20 protein-coding genes and 1 tRNA gene are annotated in these 20,392 nt (G+C 66.2%); 14 read left to right on the top strand and 7 right to left on the bottom strand.

Going from position 1 to position 20,392, the window contains the following annotated elements; translation table 11 throughout:
* Positions 1 to 51 precede the first annotated feature (51 nt).
* Positions 52 to 1,437: a hypothetical protein gene (locus NS4_RS26730; RefSeq protein WP_063062254.1), complete on the top strand. Its 1,386-nt coding sequence runs from the start codon at positions 52 to 54 to the stop codon at positions 1,435 to 1,437.
* A 105-nt stretch (positions 1,438 to 1,542) separates the two neighbouring features.
* Here NS4_RS26730 and NS4_RS26725 read toward each other — a convergent pair whose 3' ends face one another.
* Entirely contained in the window at positions 1,543 to 2,325 is a 783-nt protein-coding gene (locus NS4_RS26725) for a crotonase/enoyl-CoA hydratase family protein (protein ID WP_063062253.1), read from the bottom strand.
* 62 nt (positions 2,326 to 2,387) lie between these two features.
* On the opposite strand from NS4_RS26725, the gene NS4_RS26720 reads away from it, so the two are divergent.
* A complete protein-coding gene (locus tag NS4_RS26720; RefSeq protein WP_063062252.1) occupies positions 2,388 to 4,034 on the top strand; it encodes an acyl-CoA synthetase in 1,647 nt (548 codons plus the stop codon).
* A gap of 239 nt (positions 4,035 to 4,273) precedes the next feature.
* On the opposite strand, the gene NS4_RS26715 is transcribed toward NS4_RS26720, so the two are convergent.
* The 4 genes from NS4_RS26715 to NS4_RS26700 form a co-directional block, all read right to left on the bottom strand.
* Positions 4,274 to 4,711, bottom strand: coding sequence for a type II toxin-antitoxin system VapC family toxin (locus tag NS4_RS26715; protein WP_218020417.1), 438 nt, complete (start codon positions 4,709 to 4,711; stop codon positions 4,274 to 4,276).
* A complete protein-coding gene (locus NS4_RS26710; RefSeq protein WP_039821900.1) occupies positions 4,701 to 4,940 on the bottom strand; it encodes an AbrB/MazE/SpoVT family DNA-binding domain-containing protein in 240 nt (79 codons plus the stop codon). The genes NS4_RS26715 and NS4_RS26710 overlap by 11 nt, the downstream gene beginning before the upstream one ends.
* A 73-nt stretch (positions 4,941 to 5,013) precedes the next feature.
* A complete protein-coding gene (locus NS4_RS26705; RefSeq protein WP_063062251.1) occupies positions 5,014 to 6,120 on the bottom strand; it encodes an acyl-CoA dehydrogenase family protein in 1,107 nt (368 codons plus the stop codon).
* Between the two features lie 21 nt (positions 6,121 to 6,141).
* Positions 6,142 to 7,335: an acyl-CoA dehydrogenase family protein gene (locus NS4_RS26700; protein WP_063062250.1), complete on the bottom strand. Its 1,194-nt coding sequence runs from the start codon at positions 7,333 to 7,335 to the stop codon at positions 6,142 to 6,144.
* 226 nt (positions 7,336 to 7,561) lie between these two features.
* Between NS4_RS26700 and NS4_RS26695 the strand changes: the two genes are divergently transcribed.
* The 12 genes from NS4_RS26695 to NS4_RS26640 all read left to right on the top strand — a co-directional run bounded on the left by NS4_RS26695 (position 7,562) and on the right by NS4_RS26640 (position 19,775).
* A complete protein-coding gene (locus NS4_RS26695; protein WP_030522901.1) occupies positions 7,562 to 7,750 on the top strand; it encodes a ferredoxin in 189 nt (62 codons plus the stop codon).
* A gap of 44 nt (positions 7,751 to 7,794) precedes the next feature.
* Entirely contained in the window at positions 7,795 to 8,700 is a 906-nt protein-coding gene (locus NS4_RS26690) for a 3-oxoacyl-ACP reductase (protein WP_084487757.1), read from the top strand.
* 299 nt (positions 8,701 to 8,999) lie between these two features.
* On the top strand, positions 9,000 to 9,764 hold the full coding sequence (locus NS4_RS26685) for an MlaE family ABC transporter permease (protein WP_030522899.1): 765 nt from the start codon (positions 9,000 to 9,002) through the stop codon (positions 9,762 to 9,764).
* Between the two features lies 1 nt (position 9,765).
* Positions 9,766 to 10,623, top strand: a complete 858-nt coding sequence (locus tag NS4_RS26680) for an MlaE family ABC transporter permease (protein ID WP_063062248.1) — start codon at positions 9,766 to 9,768, stop codon at positions 10,621 to 10,623.
* 164 nt (positions 10,624 to 10,787) lie between these two features.
* Positions 10,788 to 11,921: an MCE family protein gene (locus tag NS4_RS26675; protein WP_063062277.1), complete on the top strand. Its 1,134-nt coding sequence runs from the start codon at positions 10,788 to 10,790 to the stop codon at positions 11,919 to 11,921.
* Positions 11,918 to 12,943: an MCE family protein gene (locus tag NS4_RS26670; RefSeq protein WP_084487755.1), complete on the top strand. Its 1,026-nt coding sequence runs from the start codon at positions 11,918 to 11,920 to the stop codon at positions 12,941 to 12,943. Before NS4_RS26675 ends, NS4_RS26670 begins: the two co-directional genes overlap by 4 nt.
* Positions 12,940 to 14,001 (top strand): MCE family protein, encoded by a 1,062-nt coding sequence (locus tag NS4_RS26665; RefSeq protein ID WP_063062247.1) that lies wholly within the window; start codon positions 12,940 to 12,942, stop codon positions 13,999 to 14,001. Before NS4_RS26670 ends, NS4_RS26665 begins: the two co-directional genes overlap by 4 nt.
* A gap of 132 nt (positions 14,002 to 14,133) precedes the next feature.
* Positions 14,134 to 15,453, top strand: coding sequence for an MCE family protein (locus NS4_RS26660; protein ID WP_439955810.1), 1,320 nt, complete (start codon positions 14,134 to 14,136; stop codon positions 15,451 to 15,453).
* Complete coding sequence (locus NS4_RS26655) at positions 15,450 to 16,724, top strand: MCE family protein (RefSeq protein ID WP_063062245.1); 1,275 nt, start codon at positions 15,450 to 15,452, stop codon at positions 16,722 to 16,724. Before NS4_RS26660 ends, NS4_RS26655 begins: the two co-directional genes overlap by 4 nt.
* Positions 16,721 to 18,187 (top strand): MCE family protein, encoded by a 1,467-nt coding sequence (locus tag NS4_RS26650; protein WP_063062244.1) that lies wholly within the window; start codon positions 16,721 to 16,723, stop codon positions 18,185 to 18,187. The genes NS4_RS26655 and NS4_RS26650 overlap by 4 nt, the downstream gene beginning before the upstream one ends.
* Positions 18,184 to 19,164, top strand: a complete 981-nt coding sequence (locus tag NS4_RS26645; RefSeq protein WP_063062243.1) for an Rv1363c family protein — start codon at positions 18,184 to 18,186, stop codon at positions 19,162 to 19,164. Before NS4_RS26650 ends, NS4_RS26645 begins: the two co-directional genes overlap by 4 nt.
* A gap of 125 nt (positions 19,165 to 19,289) precedes the next feature.
* A complete protein-coding gene (locus tag NS4_RS26640) occupies positions 19,290 to 19,775 on the top strand; it encodes a hypothetical protein (RefSeq protein ID WP_063062242.1) in 486 nt (161 codons plus the stop codon).
* A 26-nt stretch (positions 19,776 to 19,801) separates the two neighbouring features.
* On the opposite strand, the gene NS4_RS26635 is transcribed toward NS4_RS26640, so the two are convergent.
* Positions 19,802 to 20,206 (bottom strand): hypothetical protein, encoded by a 405-nt coding sequence (locus NS4_RS26635; protein ID WP_063062241.1) that lies wholly within the window; start codon positions 20,204 to 20,206, stop codon positions 19,802 to 19,804.
* Between the two features lie 53 nt (positions 20,207 to 20,259).
* Positions 20,260 to 20,332 (bottom strand) — tRNA-Thr (locus NS4_RS26630).
* Between the last annotated feature and the right edge of the window lie 60 nt (positions 20,333 to 20,392).

Here is a 20,392-nt window from a genome sequence, read left to right as displayed (position 1 = left end):
ATCTCCACACCGGTCCTCGCCGCCTGACAGGCGCAGGCGACGGTAGATCTCATGACCGGGTCGGGCGGCGGTGAATCCGTCGCGAAGATGCTGCAGGTGGCCAAACAGATAGCCGCCGCGCTCGAGAGCGGAGTCGCCCCGCTCATCTACAAGACCCACCGTATCTACCCGGAGACGTTACGGGACGGTGCCGAACAGTTCGAACGCATAAACAAGCAGTTCGCACCCGAGCTCGACAAGTCCGCTCCGGCTCGGAGCCGCGTTCGCGGGGCCGCCGTCGCCCCGCCATCCGGTGCGAGCGCCCGAGGAACGGACCACTTACCGGACCCGACCGCCGACGAGAACTTCTTGGACCTGCCCATCGAGGTGCAGATACGCCGGCTGGAGGAAGCGCACGGTATCCGAACCGATGCACAACGAGCACTCGAGCTCAGCTTGTTCATGGAGGACAAGTTCCGCGACATAGCCCTTATCTCACGGCAGGCACGGCCGGAAACGATCTTCGACGGGCCCGAGGGGTGGGCGAGTTGGCTCGATGCCCGGCTGTTTGCTCGGCGGAACCTCCATCGTGAGATGTCGGTGGATCTCCTGCAGGAGTTCCACCGGAGGTTGCGAATCCGGCACGACCCGGAAACCGCTGGGCGGATGCAGGGGGCGCGGCGCAGCGCTTTCGGTACTTTGAGCCGGCCGTTGTCGCGCAGCGCACGGGCTGCCATCGAGGAGAACCCGCTACTCACCTATGCGCCGGGGCCGTTCCGTACCGAACCCTATGGAGTCGTTTTCCACCCCAGCGTCGAGGGTCGGCTCGGTGCGCGGGAGATGCGTCCCCTGGACGCTCCCCCTACAGCAGAGGAGTTGGCAACATTCCGTGACGATCCTCTACAGGCATATATCGGCCCGGACTTCGCTATCCGGGGAGGGATGTCCGAAGGCGGTGTGATCATCTACCCGAATTTCGGCAGTGTGGAGGGTACGCGTGTATTCCACCAATCACTCTGCGACGATTACAACGCCGCCAGGGAGCAGAGCGGGTACCGGCCCTATCAGGCTGCTGCCCACTTCCAGCGGCAGCTTATTTCCGGGCACAGCTGGGAGGGGCCTTTCCACGGGCGGCATTCGAGAGTCGCGCTGAATTTCTTGTTGGAGCAGGCGGGGAAGCCGCCGAGCGCCATCGCCGATTTCAACGACGATCTGTACGTGTCATCGTCGCAGTGGGTCGAGAAGGTCGAGGAGGGAAGTAGCCGCTACCAACGGTGGCAGAACAAGCTCGAACAAGCCGGCGGGGATATGGATCCGGTGGACCTGTTCGACGACCTCAGGCCGATGATGCGGCAATATCAGGAGATGGGCGGTGAATCCTCCCCGTTCGAACCAGGCCAGTGGCACGATTCGGGCAAGTACGAGCAGTTGCACGGGCAATTGCGCTCGGGTTCGTAGCGACGGAATCGCGGTGTGGCGTCTGCGGTACGAGGTGCGCGCCCCGGCGTATCGGGGTGCCGGGGCGCGCGGTGGCAGTCGGCGACGTGGCTGCCGGAAAGGCCTTTATTTACCGCTGAAGTTCGGCTTGCGCTTCTCCTTGAAGGCCCTCGGGCCTTCTTTCGCGTCGGCCGACTGGAAGACCGCCATGCCGAGTTTGGCGTCGATCTGGAAGGCCTCTTCCTCGGGGACGCATTCGCTGTCGCGGATGGTCTGCAGGATCGCCTGGACCGCGAGTGGACCGTTGGCCGCGATCAGGTCGGCGAGTTCGAGTGCTTTGTCGAGCGCCTGCCCGTCCGGCACCACATGGCCGATGAGGCCGATGTCCTTGGCCTCGGCGGCGCTCAGGTGCCGGCCGGTGAGCAGAATATCGGCGGCGACCGTGTAGGGGACCTGACGGACGAGCCGGACCGCGGAGCCACCCAGCGGGAACAGGCCCCAGCGAGCCTCGGACACCCCGAACTTCGCGCTCTCACCCGCGACCCGGATATCGGTGCCCTGCAGGATCTCGGTTCCACCGGCGATGGCCGCGCCCTCGACCGCCGCGATCAGCGGTTTGGTGAGCCGGCGGCCCTTCAGCAGCGCCTCGATCTTCGACAGGTCCCAGCCCCCGCCCGCGAACGAATCACCAGGATGCTGCTGGGTCATGCCCTTGAGGTCGGCGCCCGCGCAGAAGGCCCCGCCCGCGCCGGTCAGGATCGCCACGCGGATGTCCGGATCGCTGTCGACCTGATCCCAGGCGTCCCGCATGATCGCCATCATCTCGGTCGAGAGCGCGTTGCGCGCCTCGGGGCGGTTCATGGTGACGATGAGGACATGGCCGCGCTTCTCGACGAGGCATTGAGGCATCGTTGTTTCTCCTGTTACTCGGACCCTTGCCAGAAACAGTAACACGTTCTATTTTTGACCTTGTGACGTACAACATAGCCGACCTCGTCGAACACACCATCGACCTTGTGCCGGACCGGGTTGCGCTGGCTGACGACCACCGCTCGGTGACCTTCGCCCAATTGGAGGACCGCGCGAACCGGCTGGCGCACTACCTGCTGGAACACGGTGTCCAGCCGGGCGACAAGGTCGGCATCTACTCGCGCAACACCATCGAGGCCGTGGAGTCGATGCTGGCGGTGTTCAAGGCGCGGGCGGTGATGGTCAACGTCAACTTCCGTTACGTCGAGAACGAGTTGCAGTACATCTTCGAGAATTCGGACATGGTCGCGCTCATCCATGAGCGGCGCTACACCGACAAGGTGGTGAACGTCCGGTCGAAGGTCCCGCATCTGAAAGCGGTCCTGATCGTCGACGACGGCACGGACGCTGCCACGCCCGCGGACGCGGTGGAATACGAAGCGGCACTGGCGGAATCGTCGGGCGAGCGCGATTTCGGCGATCGCTCCAACGACGACATCTTCATGATCTACACCGGCGGCACCACCGGTATGCCCAAGGGCGTCATGTGGCGGCACGAGGACTGGTGGCGGGTGCTCGGCGGTGGTATCAACTTCATGACCGGTGAGTACGTCCAGGACGAGTGGCAGCAGGCCAAGACCGGTGCGGCCGGCGGCCAGATGGTGCGCTACCCGATCCCACCGCTCATCCACGGTGGGTCGCAGACCGCGGTCTTCCACGGACTGTTCGACGGTGGCAAGACCATCATGATCCCGGAGTTCGACGCGCACACCGTCTGGCAGGCCGTGGACGCGCACGGCATCAACATGATCTTCATAACCGGTGACGCCATGGCCCGTCCGATGCTGGACGCGCTGAAGGCCGGTCATCCGGAAACCGGTGAGCCCTACCAGCACGCCAACCTGTGGGCCATGGCCAGCAGTGCCGCCCTGTTCTCGCCTGCCCTCAAGGACGAGTACATCGACCTGCTCCCGAACACCGTGATCACCGATTCGATCGGCTCCTCGGAAACCGGTTTCGGCGGCATTTCCATCGCCGCCAAGGGCGCGACCCACACGGGCGGCCCGCGGGTGAAGATCGACGCCTCCACCGCGGTGATCGACGAGAACGGCAAACCCGTCGTCCCCGGGTCCGGGCAGACCGGTGTGCTGGCGCGCAAAGGTCATATCCCGATCGGGTACTACAACGACCCGGTGAAAACCGCGGCGACGTTCAAGGAGTACGACGGCGTCCGCTACTCCATCCCCGGCGACTGGGCCCGGGTCGAGGAGGACGGCACCGTCACCATGCTCGGCCGTGGCTCGGTCAGCATCAACAGCGGTGGCGAGAAGATCTACCCCGAAGAAGTCGAGGGCGCGCTGAAATGCCATCCCGAGATCTTCGACGCGCTGGTGGTCGGCGTCCCGGACGAGCGCTGGGGACAGCGGGTGGCGGCCGTGGTGCAGTGTCGCGGCGACAAACGCCCCACCCTGGAGGAATTGCGCCCGGTGCTGACCCGGGAGATCTCCTCCTACAAGCTGCCCCGCAGCCTGTGGTTCGTCGACGAGATCAAGCGGTCGCCGGCGGGTAAGCCCGACTACAAATGGGCCAAGGCGCAGACCGAGGAGCGTGACGCCGACGAGCACGGGTCGGCGGGTAACGCTTCCTGAGAGCGATCGGGCGCAGAAGGGCCGATGGACGATCAGCGGCCCTTCTGCGTGTGTCCGGCGATCTGTGCTGGTTCGGAAACGATTCGGAACTGGAGGTCGCCGTATGGAGCAAAACACCGACGACGCGCGGGTGAATGTTTCCGATGAGCGTTCGCGGTTGTTCGATCGCGCTGCCGATCATGTCTTGGCTGTCAGCGCCGAGCTCAATCGGCGGCTCACATGAGCAGCGTGCCGACTTCTCACCGTGCTGGAACAATCAGGTCCACGGTCGGGAAGTAGCCCTTGAAGCGTTGTCCGTCTCGGGTGAGCAGCCGGTATCCGGCCACCGCGGCGTGCGCGCCGATATAGAAGTCGGGCATGGGTGAGCGTTTCGTCCCGTCATTGCGCCTATAGCGTTGATAGGCCTTGCCGGCCAGGAATCCGGCTCGGAAGGGCAGCGGTTCCCGGACGAAATCCTCGGCCGGAAGCAGCCTGTCCAGCACTTCGACCGTTTCGTAGCCGACCGATACTTCCGCGTAAACGATCGGATTGATGACCACACGGCCGAAGTCGACTGCTTCGGCCAGCCTTTCGGCCGACCACTGCGCCCAGTTCTTGTCGTCGGTCAGTACGTCCAGAAGAACGCAGGAGTCGACCAGGGTCGTCGGACCACCGATCGGCCGCAGGTTAGTCACCACGGAGCAGTTCCATGATCTCGTCGGTGCTCATACCCTCGATCTCTTTGCTGTCTGCGGTACCGCGCATCCGGTCGACCAGCCGCTGACCACGTGTGGGGGTGTTATCGCTCCGGACGATTCGCAGCGCGCCGTCGACCTCGATCACCTCCACTTCATCTCCTTCATGAAGGTTGAACCTTGCGCGTAAGGCGGAGGGGATAGTGACCTGGCCCTTGCTGTTGAGTATCACCGCGCGCTCCTGTCATAGGTAATACGTGTAATACGTAATACTACGCGCGGTGATATCACTCGGCAGTGGCAGCTCAGGCGGATTCGGGGACGAACTGCGCCAGGGGGAGCAGGTGGTTGGTGGCCCCGCCCAGGGCGAACTCGTTGCGGGTGGCGGCGGTGAAGTAGTTGTGCGCGATGTGGTCGCGGTCGATACCGACACCGCCGTGTACGTGGACCAGGGTGTGGGCGACCTGATGGCCCGCCTCGGCGGCCCAGAACTTCGCGGTGTGCACGGCCCCGGTGGCGTCCAGGCCCTCCGCGAGCTGCCAGGCGGCCTGGGTGACGGTCAGGCGCAGGCCCTGGAGGCCGATGTAGCTGTCGGACAGACGCTGGGCCACGGCCTGGAAGCTGCCGATGGCGCGGCCGAACTGTTCGCGTTCGCGGGCGTAGTCGGCGACCAGTTCCAGGGAGCGTTCCAGGGTGCCCAGCTGCTGGGCGGCCAGGCCGAGCCAGGCGCGGTTGAGCAGCCAGTCCAGGATCCGGGCGCCGTCCTCGACCGTGCCGAGCAGTTCGGCGGGCGCGTCGGTGAACTCGACGAGCGATTCGGCGCTGCGGTCGGTCACCTGCTGGGCGGTCACAGTGACGGAGTCGGCCGTGGGGTCGACCAGGAAGACCGCGGCGACTCCGGACACCGCCGCGGGAACCAGGATCCGGGCCGCGCGGTCGGCGACCGGGACGGTGGTCTTGGTGCCGGTGACGCGCCAGCCGCCGTCGGTTTCGGTGGCGGTCGTGGTGGGGCGGGCCGGTTCCCAGTTGTGCTCCTCGGCCAGTGCCACGGTCAGGATCGCGGTGCCCGCGCCGGCGTCGGTGGCGAGCTGCTTCTGCGCGGCGGACCCGAACTCGGCCAGCGTGCCCGCGCCCAGGACGACCGACCACAGGTAGGGGACCGCGGCGACGGCTTTACCGAGCTCGCGCAGGATCGCGGTCTGTTCGAGTGCGCCGAAGCCGCTGCCGCCCACCTCCTCGGGCAGGGCGGCGGCGAGTACGCCGGTCTCGGCGAGCGATTTCCACAGCGGCTCGTCGAATTTGGCGGTCCCGCGGTCCAATTCGCGCAGGCGGTCGGCGGTGACCAGTTTGTCGCAGACCTCGCCGGTGAGCCGGGCCAGATCCGACTGGGCTTCGGTGGGGGTGAAATCCATGGTGAACTCCTGAATCGGGTGTCAGCGGCCGGAGGCGGGCTGCTTCAGAGCGGTCATGGCGATGATGTCGCGCTGCACCTCGTTGGTGCCGCCGCCGAAGGTGAGGATCAGGGCGGCGCGATGCATCCGCTCGAGCCGACCGCGCAGGACCGAACCGGGGGAGTCCTGCCGCAGCGATGCCTGCGGGCCGAGCACCTCCATGAGCAGCCGGTAGGCCTCGGTGGACAGTTCGGTGCCGTAGACCTTGCAGGCCGAGGCGTCCCATGGGCGCGGCGCGGCATCCCCGCCCGCGTCCGCCCGGCTGGCGATCTCCCAGTTCATCAACTTCAGGTATTCGACCTTGGCGTGCACCCGGGCCAGATTGAGCTGCACCCATTCGCGGTCGAAGACGCGGGAGCCGTCCGCGGCCTTCGTCTCCTTGGCCCACGCGGTCGTCTGGGCCAGGGCCAGCTGCAGCGCGGCGGCGGAGGTCAGGGCGACCCGCTCGTGGTTGAGCTGATTGGTGACCAGCGGCCAACCGCCGTTCTCCGGACCGACCAGTGAGGTGACCGGGACGCGCACATCCTGGTAGTAGGTCGCGCTGGTATCGGGGCCGGCCATGGTGTGCACCGGGGTCCAGGAGAAGCCCTCGGCGTCGGTGGGCACGATCAGCATGCTGATGCCCTTGTGTTTCTTGGCGGTGGGGTCGGTACGCACGGCCAGCCAGATGTAGTCGGCGTAGGCGATGAGGCTGGTCCACATCTTCTGGCCGTTGATCACGTAGTCGTCGCCGTCGCGCACCGCGGTGGTGCGCAGACTCGCCAGGTCGGTGCCCGCGCCGGGCTCGGAGTAGCCGATGGCGAAATGCAACTCACCGGCGGCGATCTTGGGCAGGAAGAACTTCTTCTGCTCGTCGCTGCCGTAGTGCATGATCGTCGGCGCGACGGAGTTGATGGTCAGGAACGGGACCGGGGCGCCCGCGATGGCGGCCTCGTCGGTGAAGATCAGCTGATCCAGCATGGGCCGGTTCTGGCCGCCGAACTCCTCGGGCCAGCCCAGGGCCAGCCAGCCGTCGCGGCCCATCTCCGCGACGACCTCGCGGTACACATTGCCCTGGCCGTACTCGCCGGTCTGGGAGCTGAGCGCGGCCCGCCGTTCGGGGGTGATCAGCCGCGCGAAGTATTCGCGCAGCTCGGCGCGTAGCTGTTCATGTTCCGGGGTATACGCGATGCGCATAGCGGTACCTCGAGCCTTCGTTCTACGGGATGGGAGATGGGCCGGGATGTGGGATCGCGCCGCGCTCAGCCTCTCCAGAGCGCGGAATGGATCTCCGATACCTTGCTCCGATCATTGCATATGCACTGAAACATGTTCCAGTATTGAAGGGTAATCAGCCCATGTAGCCAGTCTCGTCGGCCATCGCTTGTTAGGCTTCGGTCATAGGGCGGGAAAAGGAGTTTCGATGAAGGTCAGCGTTGACTTCGATCAGTGCGAAGCGAATGGAATCTGCGCGGGAATCGCTCCCGACGTCTTTGAACTCGATGACGAGGACATGCTGCACGTCGCCGAGGGTGAGGTCGCGCCCGATCAGGAGTCGCAAGTGGCCGAAGCGGTCGCGCAATGCCCGAAAGCGGCGTTGCGGTTGCTGTGAATCGGCTCTTGCCGTGAATAAGAACACGTTCTAGAGTCGGCCCGGTGAGCGATACAGATACCAGCCTTGCCGGGCGAGTTGCGATCGTGACCGGAGCGGGTGCGGGCCTCGGTAAGGCCGAAGCGCTCGCCCTGGCCGCAGCCGGGGCCTCGGTCGTGGTCAATGACCTGGCCGAGTCCGACGCCGTGTCCGAGACGCTGGAGCAGGTGCGGGCACTCGGCGCCAAGGCCGAGTTCGTCCCCGGCAGTGTCGCCGAGCGGTCCACCGCCGACGCCTTGATCGCCGCGGCCACCGAGTCCTTCGGTGGCCTGGACGTCGTGGTCAACAACGCGGGTATCACCCGCGACAAGATGCTGTTCAACATGTCCGACGAGGACTGGGACGCGGTCCTCGCGGTACATCTGCGCGGGCATTTCCTGTTGACCCGCAATGCCGGCGCCTATTGGCGGGCGAAGTCGAAGGAAGCCGGTGCGCCCGTCTACGGCCGGATCGTCAACACCTCTTCCGAAGCCGGTCTGCTCGGTCCGGAGGGGCAGGCCAACTACGCGGCCGCCAAGGCCGGTATCACCGCGCTCACGCTGTCCGCCTCGCGTGCGCTGAATCGCTTCGGTGTCCGGGCCAATGCCATCTGCCCGCGGGCGCGCACCGCTATGACCGAACAGGTCTTCAGCGCGGCTCCCGAGGGCGAAGTCGATCCGCTCTCGCCCGAGCATGTGGCGCGATTGGTGGCCTACCTGGCCGCACCCGCGGCCGACGCGGTCAACGGACAGGTGTTCGTCGTGTACGGACCCATGGTCGCGTTGATGGCCGCGCCGACAGTGGAGCAGCGGTTCGACGCCGCGGGCGCGCAGTGGTCAGGTGACGATCTGGCCACCACGCTGACCGGTTACTTCGCCGGGCGCGAAGAAGGTCGTACGTTCTCTGCAACGGCTCTGCACGAACTGGGTTGAGTGTCGGCACCGGAGCGGGTCACGGGGTTTCGGCCCGGAACCCGGCCAGAAAGAGTTGAACAACCGTCCAGTCATTGGTAAACAGAGTGGGCGTACTGTGCCCGGCCTCACACAATGATGCTCAAGGCGCATGAATCTTGTTTCAGTCCCGCTGTCTGGGATTGAGACAAGTTTCCAGTTCAGAAGCCTCAAAATGGCCCCAATCAGGAAATGAACATGTTCTACTTAGCGGGGCGTGCGCCGGGTTGTACTCCGAGCTGCCGCCAGCGGGACCAGTAGTCGGGCAAGGAGGATCATCAGTGACCGAGGTCCTTACCGTGCCATTGCGGGCCGTCGGCGGATTTTTCGAACTCGCCGCGGCTGTGGCCCGGGCCAGTCTGCGCCGGCCGTTCCAGATGCGCGAGTTCATCGACCAGTCGTGGTTCGTCGCGCGAGTGTCGATCATCCCGACACTCCTCGTGGCCATACCTTTCACCGTGCTGGTGAGTTTCACCCTGAACATCCTGCTGCGCGAGATCGGCGCCGCCGATCTCAGCGGCGCGGGCGCGGCCTTCGGCGCGGTCACCCAGGTCGGCCCGATCGTCACTGTGCTCATCGTGGCGGGAGCCGGTGCCACCGCCATCTGCGCGGACCTCGGGGCCCGCACCATCCGCGAAGAGATCGACGCCATGAAGGTGCTCGGTATCGACCCCATCCACCGCCTGGTGGTCCCACGGGTACTGGCGTCGATGTTCGTGGCACTGCTGCTGAACAGCCTGGTGTGCACCATCGGCATCGTGGGCGGATTCCTCTTCTCGGTGTATCTGCAGGATGTGAACCCCGGCGCGTTCGTCAACGGCATCACCCTGCTGACCCATCTCCCCGAATTGCTCATTTCCGCGGTCAAGGCCGGTCTTTTCGGCTTGATCGCCGGCCTGGTGGCCTGCTATCTGGGTTTGAATGTCAAAGGTGGTCCCAAAAGTGTCGGTGATGCGGTGAACCAGACAGTGGTTTTCGCCTTCATGGCGCTGTTCGTGGTGAATGTCGTGGTCACCGCCGTCGGCCTGAAATTCGCGGTGCGGTGATATGTCGGCCTCGGTGATAATCCAGTCCCGCTTCCCGAAATTCGTCCGCCGCGTCCGTCGCTGGTCCACCTCCCTCGACAACCTCGGCAAGCAGGCGGTGTTCTACGGCAAGGCGATCGGCTCGATGCCGCGCGCGCTGGTGCACTACCGCACCGAGACGATCCGGCTCATCGCCGAGATCAGCATGGGCAGCGGTGCGCTCGCGGTGATCGGCGGCACCGTGGTGATCGTCGGCTTCCTCACCCTCTTCTCCGGTGGCACCATCGCCGTGCAGGGCTACAGCTCGCTCGGAAACATTGGTGTCGAGGCGCTGACCGGCTTCTTCGCGGCGTTCCTCAATGTCCGCATCGCCGCGCCGGTGATCTCCGGAATCGGCCTGGCGGCCACCATCGGGGCGGGTTCCACCGCTCAGCTGGGGGCCATGCGGGTGGCCGAGGAGATCGACGCCCTGGAATCCATGGCGATCCGGCCGGTGCCGTACCTGGTGGGCACCCGGGTGCTCGCCGGAATGATCGCGATCGTGCCGCTCTACGCGCTGGCCGTGATCGCGTCGTTCATCGCCAGCCGATTCGCCACCGTCGTCATCTACGGTCAGTCGGCCGGTGTGTACGACCACTATTTCTCCACATTCCTTATTCCGAGCGACATTCTGTGGTCGTTCGCCCAAGCCATTTTCATGGCGCTGGCGGTGATGATGATCCATACCTATTACGGCTACAACGCGGCCGGGGGCCCGGTGGGGGTGGGCGTCGCGGTGGGTAACGCGGTGCGCAGCTCGCTGGTCGCCGTGGTCACGGTGACCCTGCTGATCTCCCTGGCCGTCTACGGCACCTCCGGCAACTTCAACCTTTCCGGATAACAGCCATGACGGAATTGATGCGAGCGAACAACAAGGGAGCAGGAATGGCGAACGCAACCGCGGGTGGGTCGTCCCGCGGTGGTGAAGATCCCTGGGCTCCCGTCGGCGCGAATCGCTGGACGGCGGTCCGGGAGAAGGCCGGGCTGAAACTGGCCGGGGTGGGGATGGTGCTGGCCGCGGTGGCGGCCGTGACCGTCTCCCTGACCATGTTCTTCGGTGGCTTCACCCCGAGCGTCGAGGTGACCGTGTCCGCGCCGCGCAGCGGACTGGTACTCGATCCGGACGCCAAGGTGAAGGTACGGGGGGTGCAGATCGGGCGGGTCGCCGGGATCGACCGCACACCCGACGGTACGAACCTGCGACTGGCTTTGAACCCGGACCTGCTGCACCTGGTCCCGGCCAACTCCACTGTCGATATTCGTTCGACCACGGTCTTCGGGGCCAAGTACATCAACTTCGTGATCCCGCAGGAGCCCGCCGCCAAATCCTTGCAACCGGGCGCGCTCCTGGCGGCCGACCAGGTGACCGTCGAGTTCAACACACTCTTCCAGCATCTCAGCGATGTCCTCGCCGATGTGCAGCCGGAGAAACTGAGCGCCACGCTGACCGCCCTGGGCACGGCATTGCAGGGACGGGGCGAAAGCCTCGGGCAGCTGCTCGCCGACAGTGACGCCTACCTGCGCGAGTTCAACCCGATGCTGCCCACCCTGCAGCGGGACCTGAACACCACGGCCGCGGTGAGCAACCTGTACGCCGATGTCTCGGGTGATCTACTGCGCACCATGGACGGCGCGACGGTCAGCAGCCGCACCCTCGCCGAATCCGAATCCGATGTCGACTCGCTGCTCGCGAACATCACCGGCCTCGCCGACACGACAGGTGCGGTGCTGCGCGACAACGAGGGGCAGATCAACACCGCCCTGGATCTGCTGCGTCCGACCGGTGAGCTGCTGAACGGATACAAGGAAGCGCTGTTCTGCCTGATCGGCGGTAGCGCCAAGGCGCTGCCGCTCGGTGAGGCGGTCTTCGGCGGCGGACAGGAAGGTGTCGCCCTGAATACGGGATTCATGTACGGGTCTCCGCCCTACACCTATCCGAACGATCTGCCGAAGGTGAACGCCACCGGCGGGCCGCGGTGCGCGGGTCTGCTCGACCGGGTGCCGGACAGCCATTCCGACTACGTCGTCACCGACACTTCGGAAGGGCATCCCTACACGCCGTCGACGAAGTTGCAGACGAACGCGCCGAAGGTTTTCCAGGTACTGTTCGCCGGACTCCCGGGGGTGGGCCAGCCGTGAGGAACACCGGTACCACTGTCAAGCTCGCCATTTTCACACTGGTGATGACCCTGATCTTCGCCGGTCTGGCGGTGGTCTTCTCCCAGATGCGTTTCTCCCGGGAAACCGGCTACAACGCGGTCTTCACGAGCGCCTCGGGCATGCTGCCCGGCGACAAGGTCCGGATCGCCGGTGTCCCGGTCGGGTCGATCTCCTCGGTGAAGGTCGACGACGAATACCACGCGCATGTGGAGTTCGATGTCGACACCAAATACAAGCTGCTGACCAGTACCCGCGCGACCATCCGGTACGAGAACCTCGTCGGTGACCGCTATCTGGAACTGCTGGAAGGTCCCGGTGAGGCGACCACCCTGCACAAGGGCGGCACCATCGGACTGGACAAGACCGCACCCGCACTCGATTTGGACATGCTGCTCGGCGGGTTCAAACCGCTACTGCGCGGGCTGAACCCGGCACAGGTCAACGATCTGACCAACGCGCTGCTGCAGATCTTCCAGGGACAGGGCGGCACCCTGGTCGAACTGCTCAACAGTGGCGGGTCGTTCACCCGGACCCTCGCCGACCGGGACGCGCTCATCGGCAGCGTCATCGACAATCTGAACTCGGTGCTCAAAACCATCGACGACCGCGGCGACCAGTTCGCCACCACCATCGACGAACTGCGCCGTCTGGTGAGCGGGCTGGCCGCCGACCGCGACCCGATCGGTGCCGCGCTGCCGCGCATCGCCGACGCCACCGCCGCCACCACCGATCTGCTGGCGCAGGCCCGTCCCGATCTCGCGGCGACCGTCGCGCAGACCGGGCGGCTGGCCACCAATCTCGACAACGGTTCGGACACTGTGCAGTGGGTGCTGGACAAACTGCCGGCCACCTACCGCAAGCTGATCCGCATCGGTTCCTACGGTTCGTTCCTGCAGCTGTACGTATGCCGGACGAACTTCCTGATCGACGGTCCGGACGGGAAACCGCTGCTGCTCGAACTACCCGGTGAGCAGACGACCGGAAGGTGTGCCAGCGAATGAGAGAGCAATCGCGCGCGGTGACCATCGGCGTCGTCGGCCTGGTGCTGGCCGCGGCGGTCGCCCTGTCGGCCCTGCAATTCGAACGACTGCCCTTCATCCGCGGCGGTGCCACCTTCACCGCCTACTTCGCCGACGCCGGTGGCCTGGTGACCGGTGACGATGTGGAGGTCGCGGGGGTGCGTTCGGGCAAGGTCGAGGATGTGAGCCTGGACGGCGCGCAGGTGCTGGTGCGGTTCAGCCTCGACGAATCCATCGTGCTCGGCGACAAGACCTCGGCCGCCATCAAGACCAATACGGTGCTGGGCCGTAAATCGCTGGCCGTCGCCCCGGCCGGCGACGGGTCCCTGAAGGTCACCGACACCATTCCGCTCGGCCGCACCACCTCGCCGTACTCGCTCAACGAAGCACTCAGCGATCTGGCCGGCACGGTAGGCGACCTGGACCTGGAGAAGGTGAATCAGACCCTGGACACGCTGTCGGCCGCGTTCGCCGATACGCCGGCGCCGCTGCGGTCCGCGCTGGACGGGGTCACCGCGCTCTCGCGCAGTATCAATGCCCGCGATCAGGCGCTGTCGGATCTGCTGACCCGCGCCCAGGATGTCACCAAGATCCTGGCCGACCGGGCCGATTCCATCAACGCCCTGCTGGTGGACGGTAATCAGCTGCTCGGCGAACTGGACCGGCGGCGTACCGCGATCAGCCAGATGATCGTCTACGTGAACGCGCTCGCCCAGCAGCTCTCCGGGCTGGTGCACGACAACGAGGCTCAGCTGCAGCCGGCGCTGGACAAACTCAACTCGGTACTGGACCTGCTGGAACGCAACCGGGACAACATCAACGGCGCGCTCGACGGCCTGGGTCCGTTCGCCGCGGCGCTCGGTGAACAGGTCGGCAGCGGGCCGTACTTCAACGCCTACGTCGTCAATGCCAGCAGCGAGACGCTGCATCCGCTGGTGGACGCGCTGGTGTGGCCGCAGCATCTGCCCGAATCGCTGCGCGCGTATCTGCTCGAACCCGGTCCCAAGATCGGCCCGTCCGTTCAGGAGCCGCCCCGATGATGCGCTACCCGGGCCGACGCTTCGGTCTTCGCGGACTGTATGAATCCGCTCCGAGGAGGACCCTGTGATGCGATACCTCCGCCTTCGCTCCGGTTTCCGCGGGCCGCACGAACCTGCTCCTAGGAGGACTCTGTGACGACTCTGACGGACAAGGTTCGGGCCATTCCACGTAAGTGGGTGGCGATCGTTGCCGGTGTCGTGGTGGTGGCGCTGGTCGCCTTCGGTGGGTACACGGCCTACCAGCGGATCACCAAGAACGAGATCACCGCCTACTTCACCTCCACCAGCGGCCTGTACGCGGGCGACGAGGTGCGGGTGCTCGGCGTGCCGATCGGCCGGATCGACAGCATCGAACCGGGCAAAGAGCAGGTGAAGGTCACGATGTCGGTGGACGGCGGTGTCGACCTGCCCGCCGACGCGCGGGCGGTGATCATCGCGCCGTCGCTGGTCTCGGCCCGGTTCATCCAGATCGCGCCCGCCTACACCGGTGGCGACACCCTCGGTGACGGCGCTGTGATCCCGCTCGACCGCACCGCGGTCCCGGTCGAATGGGACGACATCAAGACCGAACTGAACAAACTGTCCACCGCCCTCGGCCCGGTCGGCGACGACCCGCAGGGTTCCTTCGGCCGGTTCGTCGATACCGCGGCCGACAACCTGGACGGTAACGGTGACCGGTTCCGAACCACCCTGCACGAACTCTCGGCCACCCTGACCACCCTGTCCGACGGCCGCACCGATCTGTTCGGCACCATCCAGAACCTGCAGAAATTCGTCGACGTGCTCTCCAAGAGCAACGACCAGATCGTGGAGTTCGGTGGCCGGCTCGCCTCGGTTTCCTCGGTGCTGGCCGGGGTGTCCCAGGATCTCGGCGCCGGTCTGGACAACCTGGACCTGGCGCTCGGCGATGTGCACCGGTTCCTGGACGGCAGCGGCAGCGAACTCACCGAGGGCGTGCAGCGGCTGGCCGATGTCACCCAGATCCTGGTCGACAAACGGCCGCAACTGGAACAGGCACTGCATTCGGGCCCGACCGCGCTGGTGAACTTCTACCAGATCTACAAACCTGCCCAGGGCACGCTGACCGGCGCCATCTCACTGAACAACTTCGCCGACCCGCTGAGCTTCCTGTGCGGTTCGGTACGCGCGCTGGAGCAGAACGAATCCGATACCAGCGCCGACCTGTGCGCCCAGTACCTCGCCCCGGTGCTCAGTTCGCTGGCCATGAACTACCTGCCCATCATGACCAACCCCGCGACCGGTGTCACAGCGTTCCCGAATCAGTTGCAGTACACGACACCGGATCTGGCCGGGAAGGTGGATCCGCAGAAGGTGGGCCCGCCGGCCGCGCCCGAACCGGCGCCGATCACCGTGCCCGCCGGGATCGCGGGGCTGGCCATCCCCGGTGTGCAGCTGCCCGGGATTGCCGGTCTGCCCGGAGGAGGACGATGATGCGCCGGCTCGAATTGCGAACATCCGGCGCCCGGCGCCGGATCGCCGCGGTGGCCGCGGGGCTGGCGCTGGCGCTGCCGGCCACGGGCTGCCAGTACGACGGACTCAACTCGCTGCCCATGCCCGGCACCGAGGGCACCGGCGAAGGTTCCTACAAGGTCCGGATCCAGATGCCGAACGTGACGACACTGACCCGGAATTCACCGGTGCGCGTCGACGATGTCGCGGTCGGTACGGTGACCGATATCGAGGTCGAGGACTGGCACGCGCTGGTCACGGTCTCGCTGAACCCCGGCGTGGTGCTGCCGGCCAATTCCACCGCCAAGATCGGGCAGACCAGCCTGCTCGGCAGCAACCATGTGGAGTTGGCGCCGCCGACCGGGGTGCCGCCGGAGGGGCGCCTGGCCGACGGCGATGTGATCCCGCTGGACCGGGCCGGGGTCTACCCGACCACCGAACAGGTGCTGTCCTCGCTGTCGGTGGTGCTCAACGGCGGCGGTATCTCGCAACTGGAGAACATCACCACCGAACTCAACAAGGCGCTCGTCGGCAACGAGGACGAAGTGCGCGACCTGATCCCGCAGATGAACGATCTGATCCGCAATCTCGATGCGCAGCGGGGCGACATCATCGCCGCGATGGAGGGTCTGGACCGGGTCAGCGGGCAGTTCGTCCAGCAGACCGATGTGGTGGCCGCGGCCATCGAAGAGATCCATCCGGCGCTCACCGTGCTCGCCGACCGGCGGCAGAACATCACCACCACGATCACCAAGCTCGGTGAGCTCAGTGACGTGGTGAACCGGCTGATCGCCGCCAGCGGCGACAACCTGAAAGCGAACCTGGCCAACCTGGCCCCGGTACTGCAGACCCTCGCCGACACCGGCGCCGATCTCACCGAATCGCTGAAGATCATCGCCTCCTTCCCGTTCCCGCTGAAGAACCTGGACAAGGCGATCAAGGGCGACTATCTGAACCTGTTCATGACCGTCGACCTCACCGGTGCGCGACTGGATTCCAATTTCCTCACCGGCACCGGCCTCGGCGGTATGTTCGGCGGCGTCGAGGTCGCGCTCGGTCAGGTCGCCGGGCCCGCCGGACAGCAGGGCAACCCGCTGACGACACCGCTGGCACCGCCGCCGCCCGCGCCGGCTGCCGGGGAGCAGCCGCAACCGACCATTCCAGGGCTGCCGCCGATTCCCGGCCTGCCCGCCATCCCCGGGCTCACGGTGCCGGTGCCCGGGCCGCAGCCGCAAGGGGGCGAGGGCCCGTGACACTCACCCGTTTCGTTCGGATCCAGCTGACGATCTTCGCGATCCTCACCGTGGTCGGTCTGGCGATCATGGGCGGCACCTATGTGGGCGTGCCCGCGCTGCTCGGGATCGGCCGCTACGAGGTCACGATGGAACTGGCGGCCACCGGCGGGCTCTACCAGAACGCCAATGTGGCCTACCGCGGCACGAATGTCGGGGTGGTTCGTGAGGTCCGGCTCACCAGTGAAGGAGTCGAGGCGAAGCTGTCGGTCGACAGCGACTACAAGATCCCCGCCGACTCCTCGGCGCTGGTGCGTAGTGTCTCCGCGATCGGCGAACAGTATGTGGACCTGGTGCCGCCGCCGGATCCCGGCAGCGCCAACCTCTACGACGGCAGCGTGATCCCGGTGGACCGCACCGAACTCCCACAGGATGTGGGGGCGCTGCTGGACCAGGCCGACCGCCTGCTGGCCAGCGTCGCCGACACCCGGCTGCGGCAGGTCATCGACGAGGCATTCCGGGCGTTCAACGGCGCCGGGCCGGATCTGCAGCGCTTCATCGACTCCGCGTCGCTGCTGGTGCAGGAGGCCAACGACAATGTGGGCCCGACCAAACAGCTGATCGAGCAGATCGGGCCGCTGCTGGACACCCAGGTGAACTCCGATGCCGCGATCCGTTCCTGGACCCGCGATCTGGCGACCGTCACCGACACCCTGCGCGCCCACGATCCGGCGCTGCGCAACATCCTCGCGAGCGGTCCGGCCGCGCTGCAGCGGGTGACCCGGCAGTTCGACGATCTGCGGCCCACCCTGCCGCTGCTGCTGAACAATCTGGTGAGTGTGGGCCAGGTGGGCGTCACCTACCACTCCGGTCTGGAACAGATCCTGGTGGTATATCCGCCGCTGATCGCTGCCCTGCTCACCGCGGTTCGCGGGCCGATGGAATACGGCGCGCTGGTCGACTTCATGACCGTGCTCAACGATCCGCCGCCGTGCACCACCGGCTTCCTGCCGCCCGATCAGCGCCGCGATCCGAGCGAACTCGACACCATCGACACGCCGGAAGGCCTTTACTGCAAGGTGCCGCAGGACGACAAAACCGCGGTCCGCGGTATCCGCAATACGCCGTGCATGGAATATCCGGGCCGCCGCGCACCGAGCCCCGAATTGTGCCGCACCGGCTATGTTCCGCTCGGTACCAATCCACCCTTCGGACCGCCCCAGCCGGTCGCCCCGACCGAACCGCCGGCGCCGGTGGCGCCCGCGGCAGCCCCCGACACGGCGCCGGGGGTTGCGGGAGTACCCCCGGCACCTGCTAGTTTCTCGGGCGCAAGCACCCCCGCCGCCGCACTCTCCTACGATCCGGCCACCGGGGTCTACACCAGCAGCGATGGACGCAGCTACCGTCAGGGCGATATCGCTCCCGGCGGTTCGGGCACCGTACCCGCGGATTGGCAGGCAATGTTCGAGGAGCAGCAACGATGAGCGAAACCAAGGACCCCCGCCGCACCCGCCGGCGGGCCAGCCGTACCGCGGGCCCACCTCCGGCCGAGAACGCGGCGACCGAGAAGCTCGAGACCGGAGCTGCCGATCCCGGAGCGGGGGAGAAAGCGACGGCGGCCGCGGAGACGATCGCCACCGGGAAAGCCGCGGGTTCGGCCGAGCAGACCGGAACCGTGATCCCGAAGGCCGGAGCAGCTTCCGCGAAGACCGCGAAAACGGAGCCCGCGACCGCGGCTACCGAGGCCGCGACCGAGAAGGAGACGGTCGGGGTCGGCGAGAAATCCACTGCCGTGCCCGTCACCGAAAAGGTGACCCTCGGTGAAGCCACCGAAGGGGCGACGGGCTCCGCCACGTCAGCGGAGAGTCCGGCGGAAACCGTACAGCTGGTGAAAGCCGGCGCCGAGACAGAGCAGGCCGGCGACGACTCCGCGGCGGAGGAGACGGGAACCACCGAGGCTCTGGCCTCCGGCCTGTCGTGGAAACGGATCGCGGCCCTCACCGCGGCGGCCGTGCTGGTGATCGGGCTGGTCGCCGCCGCCGTGGTCTCGGTGTTCGCCGTGCAGTCCACCCAGCAGCGCGACGAACGCCGCGCCGAATATGTGGCCACCGCGCGGCAGACGGTGCTCAACCTGACGACGATTCGCGCCGATACCGCCAAAGAGGATATCGACCGCATCCTCACCATGGCCTCCGGTGAATTCAAAACCGAATTCGACGGCCGGGTGGATCCGTTCACCGAAATCGTGAAACAGGCCAAGGTCGTCTCCACCGGAGAGGTGGTGGAGGCCGCGGTCGAACGCGACGACGAGAACTCGGCGGTGATCCTGGTGGCGGCGAAGCAGACGCTCACCAACGCGGGATCGCAGGAACAGCAGCAGCGGTTCTATCGATTCCGGGTGACCGTGCAGCGGGCCGACGACGGCACACTGACCGCCTCGGACGTCGAGTTCGTGGCCTGACCAGGCGGCGCCCGGAGGAGGCAGCGTGCACAACCACCGAGGGCGTCGTGCGGTCGTGCCGAACCGACACAGCATGAGACGGACAGCATGAACGGGTCGATCCTGCATGCCGAGAGGAACCGAGAATGAGCGTGCGTAACAAGATCCTGGTCGGTGTGACCGCGGTGGTCGTGGTGGCGGCCGCGGTGGTGGCCGGTATCGGTGGCTACCGTTACTGGGATTACCGGCAGTCGGAGCAGTCCCGCACCGATGCCGTGGCCGCGGCGACCCGCACGGTATCGGCCATGTTCAGTTACGAATTCCAGACCGTGGACACGGAACTACCCAAAACCGCCGAGGATCTGGCCCCGGAGTTCAAGGCCGACTACCTCGAACTGATAGACAAGGCCATCGTGCCCGGGGCCAAGGAGAAGGAACTGACCGTCAAGGCCAGCACACAGGCCGGGGGAGTGGTCTCCGCCGACCGGGCACACGCCGTGGTGCTGCTGTTCCTCAATCAAGTCACCACCAGCAAGGAAAGCCCACAGGGCACCACCACCGGCAGCCGGGTGCGGGTCGCGCTCGACAAATCCGACGATCGCTGGCTGGTCGCCTCCGTCACCCCGATCTGAACGGCGTCCGCGCCGGCTCGGTCCGATCAGTACGACTGGCCGCGCGCATAGCGGGTGCGCCGCACATGTCGGCCCCGGCCACGATTGCGGCTTTTGAACGTGGGTAACTGCGAATCGCAGTTCGGGCAGATGAGACGCAGGTTCTCGCGCTGGTTGGCGGTCGGATCGCCGTCGATATGGTCCAAGACGAATGCGAGCGGTTCGCCCTGCCATTCGTCTCCGATCCCACAGATCGCACAGCGGCCATCTTGGTCTTTTGCGAGATGGTCACGTATGTAGTGCCCCTGATAACTACCCACATCGGCCTCGCCGGTCGCCAGCCAGAGCCGGGTTTTCTCCGCGCGCTGCGCCGCCTGTTGGCATTTTGTTGTGCAATACAGCTTCTGGCTGCGCTTGACCAGCAGCGCAGAACACCCCCGGCAATGCCTCATCGCCGCAAAATAACCCGGCCCACCGACATGTCGGTGGGCCGGGAAGTAAGCGGAGCCGCCTGTGGGACTCGAACCCACAACCTACGCATTACAAGTACGTTGCGCTGCCAGTTGCGCCAAGGCGGCGGAGCGGCCCGCGAACGGTCGCTCGGCAGCCGATCATACGGTGCGGTTCGAGAGTTCGCG

This window comes from Nocardia sienata NBRC 100364, assembly GCF_001613205.1.
GTDB classification, from domain to species: domain Bacteria; phylum Actinomycetota; class Actinomycetes; order Mycobacteriales; family Mycobacteriaceae; genus Nocardia; species Nocardia sienata.
This window is presented reverse-complemented; position numbering and strand designations above follow the sequence as displayed.

Coding starts and splice junctions, on each gene's coding strand:
- NS4_RS26665 (WP_063062247.1), top strand. CDS start 12,940: ATGAGAGAGCAATCGCGCGCGGTGACCATCGGCGTCGTCGGCCTGGTG.
- NS4_RS26725 (WP_063062253.1), bottom strand. CDS start 2,325: ATGCCTCAATGCCTCGTCGAGAAGCGCGGCCATGTCCTCATCGTCACC.
- NS4_RS26705 (WP_063062251.1), bottom strand. CDS start 6,120: ATGGATTTCACCCCCACCGAAGCCCAGTCGGATCTGGCCCGGCTCACC.
- NS4_RS26635 (WP_063062241.1), bottom strand. CDS start 20,206: ATGAGGCATTGCCGGGGGTGTTCTGCGCTGCTGGTCAAGCGCAGCCAG.
- NS4_RS26645 (WP_063062243.1), top strand. CDS start 18,184: ATGAGCGAAACCAAGGACCCCCGCCGCACCCGCCGGCGGGCCAGCCGT.
- NS4_RS26730 (WP_063062254.1), top strand. CDS start 52: ATGACCGGGTCGGGCGGCGGTGAATCCGTCGCGAAGATGCTGCAGGTG.
- NS4_RS26680 (WP_063062248.1), top strand. CDS start 9,766: ATGTCGGCCTCGGTGATAATCCAGTCCCGCTTCCCGAAATTCGTCCGC.
- NS4_RS26640 (WP_063062242.1), top strand. CDS start 19,290: ATGAGCGTGCGTAACAAGATCCTGGTCGGTGTGACCGCGGTGGTCGTG.
- NS4_RS26655 (WP_063062245.1), top strand. CDS start 15,450: ATGATGCGCCGGCTCGAATTGCGAACATCCGGCGCCCGGCGCCGGATC.
- NS4_RS26700 (WP_063062250.1), bottom strand. CDS start 7,335: ATGCGCATCGCGTATACCCCGGAACATGAACAGCTACGCGCCGAGCTG.
- NS4_RS26695 (WP_030522901.1), top strand. CDS start 7,562: ATGAAGGTCAGCGTTGACTTCGATCAGTGCGAAGCGAATGGAATCTGC.
- NS4_RS26675 (WP_063062277.1), top strand. CDS start 10,788: ATGGTGCTGGCCGCGGTGGCGGCCGTGACCGTCTCCCTGACCATGTTC.